Annotated in this window: 14 protein-coding genes; 10 read left to right on the forward strand and 4 right to left on the reverse strand. The window is 60.8% G+C overall.

Annotated features, from left to right (window positions below):
* Nucleotides 1–192 precede the first annotated feature (192 nt).
* From ACR0DA_RS15070 to ACR0DA_RS15080, 3 genes are read left to right on the forward strand one after another with little or no spacing between them, the layout of a single operon-like run.
* Nucleotides 193–585, forward strand: a complete 393-nt coding sequence (locus tag ACR0DA_RS15070; RefSeq protein WP_170367475.1) for an MAPEG family protein — start codon at nucleotides 193–195, stop codon at nucleotides 583–585.
* Nucleotides 586–613: 28 nt separating this feature from the next.
* Nucleotides 614–973: a YciI family protein gene (locus ACR0DA_RS15075; RefSeq protein WP_170365705.1), complete on the forward strand. Its 360-nt coding sequence runs from the start codon at nucleotides 614–616 to the stop codon at nucleotides 971–973.
* 3 nt (nucleotides 974–976) lie between these two features.
* Nucleotides 977–2,206: an RNA polymerase sigma factor gene (locus ACR0DA_RS15080; RefSeq protein ID WP_480754721.1), complete on the forward strand. Its 1,230-nt coding sequence runs from the start codon at nucleotides 977–979 to the stop codon at nucleotides 2,204–2,206.
* Between the two features lie 48 nt (nucleotides 2,207–2,254).
* On the opposite strand, the gene ACR0DA_RS15085 is transcribed toward ACR0DA_RS15080, so the two are convergent.
* Nucleotides 2,255–2,542, reverse strand: coding sequence for a hypothetical protein (locus ACR0DA_RS15085; protein ID WP_170440145.1), 288 nt, complete (start codon nucleotides 2,540–2,542; stop codon nucleotides 2,255–2,257).
* An 82-nt stretch (nucleotides 2,543–2,624) separates the two neighbouring features.
* Here ACR0DA_RS15085 and mgtE point away from each other — a divergent pair, with 82 nt between their 5' ends.
* From mgtE to ACR0DA_RS15105, 4 genes are read left to right on the forward strand one after another with little or no spacing between them, the layout of a single operon-like run.
* A complete protein-coding gene (gene mgtE / locus ACR0DA_RS15090; RefSeq protein WP_170373268.1) occupies nucleotides 2,625–3,998 on the forward strand; it encodes a magnesium transporter in 1,374 nt (457 codons plus the stop codon).
* 2 nt (nucleotides 3,999–4,000) lie between these two features.
* Nucleotides 4,001–4,486, forward strand: a complete 486-nt coding sequence (locus tag ACR0DA_RS15095; RefSeq protein WP_170343208.1) for an ATP-dependent zinc protease family protein — start codon at nucleotides 4,001–4,003, stop codon at nucleotides 4,484–4,486.
* Complete coding sequence (rimK, locus tag ACR0DA_RS15100) at nucleotides 4,483–5,388, forward strand: 30S ribosomal protein S6--L-glutamate ligase (protein WP_093963715.1); 906 nt, start codon at nucleotides 4,483–4,485, stop codon at nucleotides 5,386–5,388. Before ACR0DA_RS15095 ends, rimK begins: the two co-directional genes overlap by 4 nt.
* 4 nt (nucleotides 5,389–5,392) lie before the next feature.
* Nucleotides 5,393–6,436, forward strand: a complete 1,044-nt coding sequence (locus ACR0DA_RS15105; protein ID WP_480754724.1) for a succinylglutamate desuccinylase/aspartoacylase family protein — start codon at nucleotides 5,393–5,395, stop codon at nucleotides 6,434–6,436.
* 65 nt (nucleotides 6,437–6,501) lie between these two features.
* Here ACR0DA_RS15105 and ACR0DA_RS15110 read toward each other — a convergent pair whose 3' ends face one another.
* Genes ACR0DA_RS15110 through ACR0DA_RS15120 form a run of 3 tightly spaced genes read right to left on the reverse strand, consistent with a single transcriptional unit; the run spans nucleotide 6,502 to nucleotide 9,529 of the window.
* Entirely contained in the window at nucleotides 6,502–7,647 is a 1,146-nt protein-coding gene (locus tag ACR0DA_RS15110; protein WP_480754726.1) for an ABC transporter permease, read from the reverse strand.
* Nucleotides 7,644–8,570, reverse strand: coding sequence for an ABC transporter ATP-binding protein (locus tag ACR0DA_RS15115; protein ID WP_170526259.1), 927 nt, complete (start codon nucleotides 8,568–8,570; stop codon nucleotides 7,644–7,646). Before ACR0DA_RS15115 ends, ACR0DA_RS15110 begins: the two co-directional genes overlap by 4 nt.
* Nucleotides 8,567–9,529 (reverse strand): HlyD family secretion protein, encoded by a 963-nt coding sequence (locus ACR0DA_RS15120; protein WP_480754728.1) that lies wholly within the window; start codon nucleotides 9,527–9,529, stop codon nucleotides 8,567–8,569. The genes ACR0DA_RS15115 and ACR0DA_RS15120 overlap by 4 nt, the downstream gene beginning before the upstream one ends.
* Before the next feature lie 300 nt (nucleotides 9,530–9,829).
* On the opposite strand from ACR0DA_RS15120, the gene iolG reads away from it, so the two are divergent.
* From iolG to ACR0DA_RS15135, 3 genes are all read left to right on the forward strand, one after another.
* Entirely contained in the window at nucleotides 9,830–10,843 is a 1,014-nt protein-coding gene (gene iolG, locus ACR0DA_RS15125; protein ID WP_170367483.1) for an inositol 2-dehydrogenase, read from the forward strand.
* Between the two features lie 122 nt (nucleotides 10,844–10,965).
* The gene (locus ACR0DA_RS15130) at nucleotides 10,966–11,886 is read left to right on the forward strand and encodes a sugar ABC transporter substrate-binding protein (RefSeq protein ID WP_170343203.1); all 921 of its coding nucleotides are present in this window, start codon (nucleotides 10,966–10,968) and stop codon (nucleotides 11,884–11,886) included.
* A 62-nt stretch (nucleotides 11,887–11,948) separates the two neighbouring features.
* Nucleotides 11,949–13,055, forward strand: coding sequence for an ABC transporter permease (locus tag ACR0DA_RS15135; RefSeq protein WP_170343202.1), 1,107 nt, complete (start codon nucleotides 11,949–11,951; stop codon nucleotides 13,053–13,055).
* The last annotated feature ends 1 nt before the right edge of the window (nucleotide 13,056 follow it).

Here is a 13,056-nt window from a genome sequence, read left to right on the forward strand (position 1 = left end):
CCAAGGGCGGCTTTGCTCGTTCTCAACCGCTCGTTCAGCACCAACCCAACAATCGCCGACAAATAAATGGTAAGAAACGCGCAAAATGCGCAAGAATTGCAGCGCGCCACCCAAAAAAATCTCAGCACCTGTCGAAATCTGAGAAAACCCGACGTCCTTGGGGCACGAACCTGAAAACAGGAAGGACGATAGATGGTTTTTTCAACGACACCGATTTATGCGTTGCTAGTGGCGATGATCTGGCTCGTCTTATGGTTTCGTGTCTCGGGGATGCGGTCGGCCACGGGCCAATCCATCGGCGATGGCGGCGACATGGCGCTGATGTTGCGCGTGCGCCAACATGGAAACTGCCAGGACTGGGCGACCTTCATATTGATATTGATGATGCTGGGGGAAGGGGTCTGTACATCAGCGCTTTTCCTCAACGCGGCGGGCATTTTGCTGGTGATCGGACGAGCTGTGCATCCCTTCGGGTTGAAGATTGACAATGCCGGCCACCCGCTCCGCTATGTCGGTAATGGCACCAATGTCCTGGCCGCGCTGATCATGATGATCTGCATCGCAGCCCGGATCTTCGGTCTTTGACCCAGAACTTTTGAAAAGGATTATTGCTATGAAATACATGCTGTTGATCTACACCGACCCCGCGCAAGAACCGGCCTATGGCACCCCGGAGTTTGACGAGATGATGAGTGGCTTCTTTGCCGCCAATGAGCGGATGAAAGCGGATGGTGTTCTTTGCGATGGCGAGGGTCTGCAAGGGATCGAAACTGCAACCTCCCTTCGGATCCGCTCTGGAAAAGCTGAAACCATGGACGGGCCCTATGCCGAGACGCGTGAGCATCTGGGCGGATACTATGTGGTTGACGTTGCCGACTTGGATGCGGCGCTGAAATACGCGGCGCTGATCCCGGCCGCCAACTACGGCACCATCGAGGTTCGGCCTCTGATGGACTACAATCCGGCTGGATAATCCATGAAGAACGCCGCCCCCAAAGCGATCGCAGTTGGGCATGTCATTGATGATGTGTTGCGGCGGGATCGGGGGCGGCTTTTGGCCGGCCTGATCAACCGGTTGGGTGACTTCCAACTGGCCGAGGACGCACTGCAGGAGGCCGCAATCTCGGCCGTGAAACACTGGAGCCGCAGCGGAGTTCCGGACAACCCGACCGCATGGTTGATGCGGGTTGGTCTGAACAAGGGCATCGATCGCATTCGAGCGCAACATAGGGAAGGTCGGAAAACAGCAGCCCTGGCCGTAACCCTGCCCGACTCCGTGACGGACGACCTGCCTGAGCAGATACCGGATGACCGGTTGCGTCTGATCTTCACCTGCTGCCACCCCGCGCTGGACCAGAAGTCACGCATCGCGCTGACCTTGCGCACGGTCTGCAACCTGACCACACGGGAGATCGCCGCAGCATTTTTGGACAACGACCAGACGATGGGCCAGCGCCTGTCCCGAGCCAAGGCCAAGATTCGCGCCAAGGGGATTGGGTACTCCGTTCCCGATCCGGAAATCTGGCCGGAACGTTTGGATACGGTGCTGACGACCCTCTACCTGATCTTCACCACCGGATACGTGACCGAGGATACGGGACCGCGGGATCTCTGCCACGAAGGTATCTACCTTGCGCGGGTTCTGCGAGATCTCCAACCGGGAGAGCCCGAGATCGAAGGTGCGCTGGCCCTGATGCTATTGACCGATGCCCGCCGCCCTGCGCGTATCGACGCTGATGGCGCTATGGTGCCCGTAGAGGATCAGGACCGAACACTTTGGCGGCAGGGTCAGATACGTCAGGCGCAGCGGCTCCTGCAAGCTGCGGTCGACCAGAGAAAACCGGGACCGTTTCAACTCAAGGCCGCCATTGCGGATTGCCACATGATGGCGCCGGCCGCGGATTGGTGGCAGATGTCGCTGCTGTATCAGTCCCTTTGGGCCTGCGAGCCAACCCCGGTGGTTGCCCTGAACTGGGCCGTCGTGATGGCCGAGGCAGGTCATGCCCAACTGGCCTTGGACAAGCTGGACAGCCTGCGGCCCGATCTTGACGATTTTCAGCCATGGCACGCGGCCCGCGCGCATATTCTTCAGAAGACGGGCCGCACCGCCGCGGCGGTCGCGGCCTATCGGCAGGCCATAGAAGCGGCACCGAACCTGGCGTCCAGAAAGTTTCTGCAACAAAGACTGCGGCGGCTCGCGCACTGAGGATCTGACAAGATCGCGCGCCATTGCGACGATTGCCTGGAATGGGACTCAGCTGGTGCCTTCCGTGTGGGCCAGCATTTCCTTGCCGACTCGCCGATAGTTCACGAAGGAATTGGCGCTCATGACGACAAAGAAGCTGTCCAAATCAATCATGACATAGCCCATTTCCAGAAGTTCACGGGTCAGAGCCGTGATGTCCTCCTGGTACAGCCTTCTCCGGCCACACAGTTCACGCAGCAGCTTCTGCGGGATGCGATACCGGCCCGAGGCCTTTCCTCCGAACTCCCGGGCATACAGCCCGGCCAGGGTTTCCGCGGCATTCGTGAAGTCAGACATTCTATATCTCATGAAATTTTGCCTATAGACAAAAATTTATCACCTATATAAAGGAACGACAACCCAATTGAATGGCCAAGGCATGGACGGAAACGTAGACATTCCCTCAACCGACGAAGAGCTTTCGCTTCGGATCAAGGAAGCGGTCGAGCAGTCCAATGCGTCCGAGCTTGAGGCGCTTCTGGATCCGCTGACCAGCAGCGAAGCCCTGCGCGAAGTTCTTCAGCTGACACCGGCCGAGCGCGATACCGTTCTGGAGATCGTGCCCGTTGGACTTGCGGCGGAACTGGTCGAAGAAGCGCCAAACGAGATGGCGGTCGAGCTTGTGGAACGCCTCAAGCCCGAGCGTGCTGCCGAAATCATCGAACAGCTGGATTCGGACATTCAGGCCGACGTTATCGGCGAGTTGGATACGCCGGATGCCGAGGCCATCCTGTCCGAAATGGACGCCGAAGAGGCTGCGGATGTCCGCCTGCTCAGCACGTTCGAGGATGACACCGCCGGCGGTCTGATGATGACCGAGGTGTTCAAGTTCCGCGACACGCAGACCGTTGGCAATGTCCTGCGCGAACTTGCTTCGGACGACGAGGATTTTGAAAGGTATCGCGGGCAGCACCCCTATATTGTCGATTCCGAGGGGCGCGCGGTGGGCGTGGTATCGCTGCGCAGCCTGCTGACCGCCAAGCGCAGCGAAAAGCTGACAAGCATCATGGTTCCACCACTGACCGTGACCGTGGATACCCCGTTGGAACAGTTGGAAGACGTGTTCAACGATCATCCTTTCCTGGGGGTGCCGGTGGTTTATGCCGACGGTGTCCTGGCGGGTGTCGTGTCCCGCACGGCGGTGGCAGAAGCCACTCTGGAACGCTCGGAAAGTGAAAGCCTCAAACGTCAGGGTGTGGTTGGCGACGAGCTGCGCTCGATGCCTTTGTCGGTGCGGTCCCGTCGCCGGCTGGCCTGGCTTGCGGCCAACATCGTGCTCAACATCATCGCGGCCAGCGTGATCTCGGCCTACGAAGAAACACTGGCCGCCGTGATTGCGCTGGCCATCTTCCTGCCGATGGTATCGGACATGAGCGGCTGTTCCGGCAACCAGGCCGTTGGCGTCACCATGCGTGAATTGAGCCTGGGGTTGGTGCGGCCGCAAGATGCCGTGCGGGTCTGGATCAAGGAGATTTCAGTCGGGGTCATCAATGGGATTGCGCTGGGTATTCTGATCGGGCTGGTCGCGTGGTTTTGGAAAGGCAATCCGGCTCTGGGTCTGGTGATTGGTACTGCGCTGGCACTCAACACGATGCTGGCGGTATCCATCGGCGGTGTTGTTCCTTTGCTGCTGAAGCGGATCGGACAGGACCCGGCCGCCGCAAGTGGCCCGCTGTTGACCACGATTACGGACATGGCCGGCTTCTTCTTCGTGCTCAGCCTTGCAACCCTTCTGATGCCCTGGCTGGTGTGATTATGGCAAACGTTTCCGACAAGGGTCAGCCGCAGACGCCGAAGGTCATTGGTTGGATGGAATACATCGACCTTCCCGACCTGCCTTTGAACGACATCAAGGCCAAGATCGACACCGGCGCCCGCACGTCAGCGCTGCATGCAACCGACATTCGGCGGTTTCAACGGGACGGACATCATTGGGTGTCCTTCCTGACGGAGGTGCCGGGTGGAGAAGGCATGGTCCGTATCGAGGCTCCGATCAAGGAACGGCGCAACATCAAGAACACCAGCGGAATTCCTGAAAACAGGATCGTCATCCGAACCACCATCCGGTTGGGCGACGAAACCTGGCCGTTGGATCTGTCTCTGACCGATCGCACGAACATGACCTTTCAGATGATCGTGGGCCGGGCGGCGCTGAAGAACCACGCGATCGCCGTTCACACCAAGCGCGCGCATCTGTTGCGCGGCAAACCAAAACACCAGGACAAAGGGGATTTGTCATGAAGATTGCAATGCTGGCGCGCAATGCCAACCTGTACACGCACCGCCGCCTCAAGGAAGCGGCCGAGGAGCGTGGGCATCAGCTCGACATCATCGACACCCTGCGGTGCTACATGAACATCGCAACCCGTCGCCCCGAGATCTATTACAATGGCGAAAAGCTGACGGGGTATGACGCGGTGATTCCGCGGATCGGTGCCTCGGTCACCTTCTACGGAACCGCAGTGTTACGTCAGTTCGAAATGATGGGTGTCTACCCGTTGAACGAAAGCGTCGCCATCGGCCGGTCGCGCGACAAGCTGCGGTCGATGCAGTTGCTGGCCCGCGACGGTGTCGGCCTGCCCGTCACAACCTTTGCTCACGACCCCAAACAGACCGACGAGGTGCTGAGACTGGCCGGTGGCGCGCCCATCGTCATCAAGCTGCTGGAAGGGACGCAAGGCATCGGTGTCGTTCTGGCCGATACGGACCGGTCCGCCAAATCGGTTGTCGAGGCGTTCCGCGGTGCGGGTGTGAACATCCTGCTGCAGGAGTTCATCAAGGAAGCCGGAGGAACCGACATTCGGGCCATCGTGGTGGGCGGAAAGGTTGTCGCTGCGATGAAACGCACCGGCGCCGAGGGCGATTTCCGCTCGAACCTGCATCGCGGCGGTTCGGCCAAGGTGGTCAAGCTGACACCGGAAGAGCGTGCAACGGCCGTTCGCGCGGCCAAGTCGATGGGCCTGAATGCCTGCGGCGTCGACATGCTGCGCGCCAACCACGGCGCTGTGGTGATGGAGGTCAATTCCTCGCCGGGCCTGGAGGGTGTGGAAAAAGCCACTGGTCTGGATATTGCCGGAAAGATGATCGAGTTCCTGGAAAAGAACGCAAAAGCCGGAGCCACCAAGACCAAGGGCAAAGGGTAACGGCATGGGAAAGCGGCAGCCATTCACGATCGGCCACGCCACGGTGGCACCGGGGTCGCGGTTTACCGTGGATCTGCCGGTCAGCGTTCTGTCGGACCATACCCCGGTGACCATGTCCGCGCATGTGGTGCATGGCCGACAGGACGGGCCCACTGTTTTTGTCAGCGGTGGGGTGCATGGTGATGAGGTGATCGGCGTCGAGATCATTCGCCGTCTATTGCGTGCGCCCAACCTGGCGACATTGAAAGGCACGCTGATCGCGGTGCCGATCGTGAATGCGTTCGGCTTCATCAACCATTCCCGCTATCTGCCCGATCGTCGCGACCTGAACCGGGTGTTTCCCGGCAGCGAGAACGGGTCGTTGGCCTCGCGGCTGGCGCATCTGTTCATGACCGAAATCGTCGCCCGCTCGGATCTGGGGATCGATCTGCATTCGGCGGCGATACATCGCACGAACTATCCGCAGATCCGGATCTCGCCCGACAACCCTCGGACCAAGGAACTGGCCAGCGTTTTCGGAGCACCGATCGTCATCCAGTCGCCCCTGCGCGACGGATCATTGCGCGGCGCGGCGAAGGCGCAGGGGAAAGATATCCTGTTGTACGAAGCGGGCGAGGGTCTTCGCCTGGATGAACTGTCGATCCGCGCGGGCCTTGCTGGCATTCTGCGGGTGCTGAGGCACATGGGGATGGTTCCCGCCAAGCGGATTTCCAAGCCCAAAGCGGCACCGCAGTTCTGTTCGTCCAGCAAGTGGTTGCGTGCCCCGATGGGCGGAATCCTTCGGATCTACAAAGCGGACGGTGAACTGGTTCGCAAAGGTGATCTGCTGGGTGCCGTATCGGACCCGTTCGGCGAAGCCAGCGAGGACATCATCGCTCCGTTCGACGGCTTGATCGTCGGGCGTGCGGTCATGCCTGTGGTGAATGAGGGCGATGCCGTGTTTCACCTGGGGCGGGTCGGGTCCGTGGAAAAGGCCGAAGACTCGATGGAAGATATCAACGCGCAGCTGGAAGATGATCCCATGTTCGACGAGGACGAGATCATCTGAACGGTCCGACACGGATAAGAGACTGGCAATCCAGACACTTGGGGCGGCCTTGGCCGCCCTTCTTTTTATCCCAGGCGTTTCTTGAACCTGAGCGTCGCGGCCAGCATCCCAAGGACGGCAAACCCGATCATCCACAGGATGTCACCGCGCAGAGCGTAAAGCGTTGCATCCCGCAGAACCACGCCGCGGATCATGTCCATGAAATGGGTGGCCGGCAGCACTTGGGCGATCACCTGAACCGGCTTGGGCATCCCGTCGAAGGGGAACATGAATCCCGACATCAGGATCGAGGGCAGCAGAACGAAAATCGTCATCTGCATGGACTGCAGCTGGTTCTGAGCCAGCGTCGATATCACAAGGCCAAGCGACAGGCTGGCGATGATGAACAGAAGCGTTACCACCAGCAGCGGGATCAGTCCTCCGTTTATTGGGACGTCGAACAGGAAATGTCCCAGCCCAAGGATGATCGCGACCTGCAGCAAGCCCAGGAAGATATAGGGAATGATCTTGCCGATCATCAGTTCGATGGATTTGACCGGGGTGTTGATCAGCATCTCCATGTTCCCCCGCTCGCGCTCTCGGACGATGGCGGCCGAGGTGAACAGGATCATGGTCATGGTCAGGATGACACCCACGAGGCCGGGCACGATGTTCACCGCCGATCGTTGCTCGGGATTGAAATACAGCGTGACCTCGAAGGTCGGGACCTGACGGTTTGGCGGCTGTCGCAGCAATTCGGTCAGTGACATGCTGCGCAGGGATTTGATGGCGCTGGCCACCATGGTGTCCGACCCGTCCACGATCCAATGAGCCACGGGGCGGCTGGATGTCTGGTTGGTGGCGTTGGGCAGGCCCAGTCCGATGGACGGGCTTCGGGCAAGCCGGTCATCGACGTCGGGCGGAATGATGAACGCGGCGCGCACGGTGGATTCGGTGATCGCCTGCTCGGCCTCTTCCGGGGTCGCGAAGACCTCGGTGATGGTCACGACCTGCGTGGCTTGAACGATCTGAGCCAAGGTCCGGGACAGCGACGAGTCGGCCTGATCCACGATCCCGACCGGTATATGGCGGATGTTTGTGTTGATTGCGTATCCGAACAACAGCAGCTGGATCAGCGGGATCATGACGACCATGGCAAAGGTCATCCGGTCGCGCCGCAGTTGCAGCAGCTCCTTCTTGAGAACGGCGGTGATGCGGCGGAGCGATTTCATTGGGCGGGTCCCTTCGTCGCGCTGACGAACACGTCTTCCAGATTGGGGCGCTGCACGGACATCGCCACGTTGGGAAAGTCCGACAGGCGCGACGTGATCATCGCCATCGGATCGTTTTCCGACTTGTCCACCAGTACGCGCAATCGGGCACCCACCTGCGCCGTCGACAGCACCTTGGGCGTGTCGTCCAGAAGGTGTTTGACCTGCCGCAGACCCTCGCCTTCGACCTCGATCACGGTGGCGTTCAGGTCTTCCATCAGTTGCCGGGGCGATCCATCCGCCTTTTTCACCCCATGCTCGAGGATGGCCAGCCGGTGACACCGTTCCGCTTCGTCCATGAAATGCGTGGACACGATCATCGTCGCGCCCTGATCGACCAGGTCGAACAGCTGTTCCCAGAAAGACCGGCGGGTTTCGGGGTCGACGGCCGATGTCGGCTCGTCCAAAAACAACAGCTTGGGGCCGTGCAGCACCGTCGCGGCCAGCGCCAGTTTCTGCCGCTGCCCGCCGCTCATGCTGCCGCTCAGTTGATTGGCGTTTTCGGTCAGGTCGTAGGTTGTCAGCAGTTCGTCGATCCGGTCGGCGGATTTGCGGCGCGGCATTCCGTAGATCTCGGCGGCAAAGCGCAGGTTCTCCAGCACCGTCATGTCGCGGTAATACGAAAAGATCTGCGTCATGTACCCGATCTCATTCTTCAGCGGCTCGGCGTATTGCGGCATCGGTCGGCCCAGCACCGAGACGGATCCGCTGCTGGGCGTCAGCAGTCCGGTCAGCATTCGCATCGTCGTTGTCTTGCCGCAGCCATTCGGGCCCAGAAACCCATAGATCTGACCCTGGCGTATCTCCAGGTCCAGGTTGCTGACGGCTGTCTTTTCCTTGAACCGGCGCGTCAGACCCTGGGTCGAGACCACCAGATCGCTCATGGCATCTTCACCTGGACGGGAACGCCTGCGGGCAGATCTCGGGCGGTTTCCGGCAGGTCGATTTCAGCCAGATAGACCAAGCGCGTCCGATCATCCTTGTTCAACCCGTAGTAGGGGGTGAAGGACGGGTCGTCGCTGACCCATCGCACGGTGCCCGTCAGAGGTTGGTCCAGCCCGTCGACCCAAACCTCGAGAGAGTCTCCGGGTGCGATGTCCACCCGGCTGGGTTCGGGGACATAGACGCGGGCGTAAGGGGCCGCGCCGGACACCAGCACCGCGACCGGACTGCCCTGGGCGACCCGTTCCCCCAGGTTCCAGGGCAGGGAATCCAGGATGCCGTCCCGTGTCGCAACAACCGTCAGGTCATCCAGAACGGTCTGCTCGGCGGCAACCGCCGCTTCGGCCGCCCGCACATTGGCCCGGGCCACCGACAGATCTTCGGGGCGGGTTCCGTTTTCCAGTTCTTTCAGGGACTCCCGAGCGCTTTCCAGTGCCGCCCGAGCGGAATCGCGTGCGGCAATATCCTGATCCAGGCGCGCCTGGCTGACGACCGAGTTGACGACCAGCTGGGAATTCCTCTGATACACGGCTTCTGCGTCCAGCAGACGCGCCTCGGCCCCGGCGACGTTGGCGCGCGCGATCGCTATCTCCTCCTCGCGCGGACCGACTTCCAGTTTCAGCAGCGTGGCCTGCGATTTCTCCAGTTCCGCCTGCGCGAGGTTCAGCTTCGCGGTCTGCAGATCCGTGTCAAACCTGACCAGCACGTCGCCGACCTTGACCGGAGACCCTTCTGCAACAGGCAGTTCCACGATGATCTCATTGGCCGTTGCCGTCAGTGCGACCCGGTCCCGCGCCAGAACTCCCAGCGCGGTGCCGGTGTTCTGGCCCGAACATCGGTCCAGCAACGCAGCAGGGAGAATGGCCATGACCAGCAGCGGAATCGGCAGGGACACATTCATCAAATCATCGTCTCCTTGGTCGGGGCGGTTTGGTATCGGTGTCAATTTCTGCCCCGACTCAAAGGTTTAACAGAGGACGGAGAAATCACAAAAGCCGAACCGAATGGGCCAATACCAAGCCACTCAAGGACGCCCAGGCAGCAAACTCAAGAGATTGGTCCCGCACGCGATCGGCTGAGTGCCTTCGTGACCGCGTTGCAATGTTGGGCCAAAACACGGGCGCGCTCAGGCCGCAATTAATCCTTGCAACCGGTTGCAAAAAAGAACATGCTCCCGCCAGAAATATACCCAGAGGTCACAATGCTCAGAATCGGATTGCTTGGAGCAGGGCGCATCGGAACCGTCCACGCGCAAGCCATTTCGGACCACCCGGACAGCACGCTTGTTGCGGTTTCGGACGCTATGGAAGACGCCGCCGCACGTCTGGCGCAAGCGCATGGAGCCGTGGCGCGCACGTCGGAGGACATCATCGCCGACCCGGATATCGACGCGGTGCTGATCGCCACGCCGACGGATACGCATTCGGACCTCATCGAGGCGGCGACGGCGGCGGGCAAGGCCGTTCTGTGCGAAAAGCCGGTCGATCTGGACCTGAACCGCGCCCTCGCCTGCCAGCAAGCCGTGGCAGGTACCGGTCAACCGGTCATGATCGGGTTCAATCGGCGTTTCGATCCGGGGTTTGGCGCATTGAAATCCGCCGTTCAGTCCGGCGAGATCGGAAGCCCCGAATTGCTGTCGATCACTTCTTTTGATCCGGCGCCGCCCCCGATTTCCTATGTCAAAGTATCGGGCGGATTATTTCGGGACATGACGATACATGATTTCGACCTCGCCAATTTCATCATGGGTGACGTACCCGTCACTGTTTCGGCCGTTGGCACATCGACCGTGGACCCCGCCATCGCCGAGGCGGGGGATGTGGACACAGCCGTCGTCACCATGACCTACAAGGACGGTCGGATCGCCGTCATCAAGAATTCTCGCCGGGCCGTATACGGCTATGATCAACGGGTCGAGGTCTTGGGGTCCGGCGGGCTGCTGCAGGCGCGCAACGTGCTCGAGAACAACCTGGTGAAATCCACGTCCGACGGCGTGATCAGTGCCAAGCCGACCTACTTCTTTCTCGAACGCTACATGCCTGCCTATCGGGCGGAATGGGATGCGTTCGTGACTGCGGTCAAGACCGGATCCGCCGTGCCGGTGACGTTGGAAGACGGCGTCGCAGCGCTGGCCCTGGCCGAAGCTGCGACCCGATCGGCCAGGACGGGTATTCCGGTAAAGCTGGAGGAAATTTTGAAACCGGTTGCAAAATGACGTGAAGTATTGAAACTGAAACGGCCCCGATGCGTATCGGTGCGACAGAGATTCGGCCTTGCCGGATGAATGGGTCCAGGACCCGGACAAGACAAAAATCTGTCCTAGTGGGAGGAAACGTAATGAACAAATTTTTCAAAGGTGCTTTGGCCGCCGGCGCGCTGGCGCTGGCCACTCCGGCCTTTGCGCAGGACATCGTCGTGGTATCGCACGGCCAGGCGAATGACGCGTTCTGGAACGTGGTCAAGAACGGGGTCGAGCAGGCCGGCACGGATATGGGCGTGAACGTCGAATACCGCGCGCCCGAAACCTTTGACATGGTCGCCATGTCGCAGCTGATCGATGCCGCCGTGAACCAGGAACCCGACGGGTTGATCGTCTCGATCCCGGACGCCGACGCGCTTGGCCCCTCGATCGAACGCGCGGTCGCCGCAGGCATCCCGGTGATCTCGATGAACTCGGGCTCGGACGTGTCCAAGAAACTGGGCGCGGCGCTGCATGTGGGTCAGGATGAGTTCGACGCCGGCAAGGCCGCCGGTGAGAAGCTGGCCGAAATGGGCGGCAAGAACGCGATCTGTGTGAACCACGAGGTCGGAAACGTCGCGCTGGACCTGCGCTGCGCGGGCTTTGCTGAAGGCTTTGGCGGCAATGTGACCGTTCTGCCGACGTCCAACGACCCGTCCGAGATCGAGTCGAAAGTCTCGGCGGCTCTGGCTTCGGATGAAAGCGTCGATACCGTGATGGCGCTGGGCGCAAGCTCGGCCGGTGAGCCCACAGTGGCCGCCGTCAAAGGGTCGGGGCGCGACGTGAACGTGGCCTCGTTCGACCTGTCGGCCAACTTCCTGCAGTCGATCGTCGATGGTGACGCGGCCTTTGCCGTGGACCAGCAGCAGTATCTGCAGGGTTACCTGCCGGTCGTGTTTATGGCGCTGAACGCCAAGTACGGCCTGATGCCGGGCGGCAACGTGCCCTCGGGTCCGAACCTGATCACCGCCGACAAGGCCGGTCAGGTGGTCGAGCTGTCCGCTCAGGGCATCCGCTGATACCGGCGGGCTGAAAATCGGGGCGGCGTCAGGGCGCCGCCCCTGCCAAACGGGAGGAAACCATGACCGAGTCTGCACAAGCGGCGATGGACGAACGGATCAAGAAGGAACCGTTCCTGACCAAGCTGATGAAGCGGCCCGAACTGGGGGCCATCGCAGGGGCGATCCTTGTCTTCATCTTCTTCGCCATCACGGCCGATGAATCGATGTTCACGCTTGCCGGCATCATGAACTTCATGACCCCGGCCGCCCAACTGGGTATTCTGGCCATCGGCGCGGCGCTGCTGATGATCGGGGGCGAGTTTGACCTGTCGATCGGCTCCATGGTGGCCTTTGCCGGCCTGTTCTTCGGGGTCTGCGTGGTGACCTGGCAGCTGCCCTTGGTCGCTGCGATCCCGATGACTTTTGTTTTTGCGGCCTTTGTCGGGGCAATCAACGGCACCATCGTCATCCGCTCGGGCCTGCCATCCTTCATCGTGACGCTGGCGTTTCTGTTCATTCTGCGCGGCCTGTCCCTGGTGGGGCTCAAGGCCGCCACCGGCGGGTCGACCCAGCTGCGCGGCGTGCGCGACCAGGTCGAAAATGACTGGCTCGCGCCGTTCTTTTCCGGCGAAGCCTTTGCCAGCCTGTTCACCTGGCTGGCCGAAAAGGGCCTGATCGACACGTTCAAAAGCGGCGCGCCCAAAGTGCCGGGTGTCCCGGTTGAAATCCTGTGGTTCGTGGCTTTCGCCATTGCCGCCACCTATGTTCTGCTGCGCACCCCGGCCGGCAACTGGATCTTCGCCTCGGGCGGCGACCGGGTTGCGGCGTCGAACTCGGGCGTACCGGTGAACCGGGTCAAGATTTCACTGTTCATGCTGACTGCCTGTTGTGCCGCGCTGGTGGCGATCATCACCGTGATCGACGCGGGCTCGACCGATGCGCGGCGTGGCTTCCAGAAGGAATTCGAGGCGATCATCGCCGCGGTGATCGGTGGCTGTTTGCTGACCGGCGGGTATGGATCGGCCATCGGGGCGTTTTTCGGGGCGATCATCTTCGGCATGGTAGTCATCGGCCTGACCTATACCGATTTCGATCAGGACTGGTTCCAGGTGTTCCTAGGGGCGATGCTGCTGATCGCCGTTCTGTTCAACAACGCGATCCGCAAACGCGTAACCGGGGAGCGCTGAC

This window comes from Ruegeria sp. CI8, assembly GCF_056536865.1.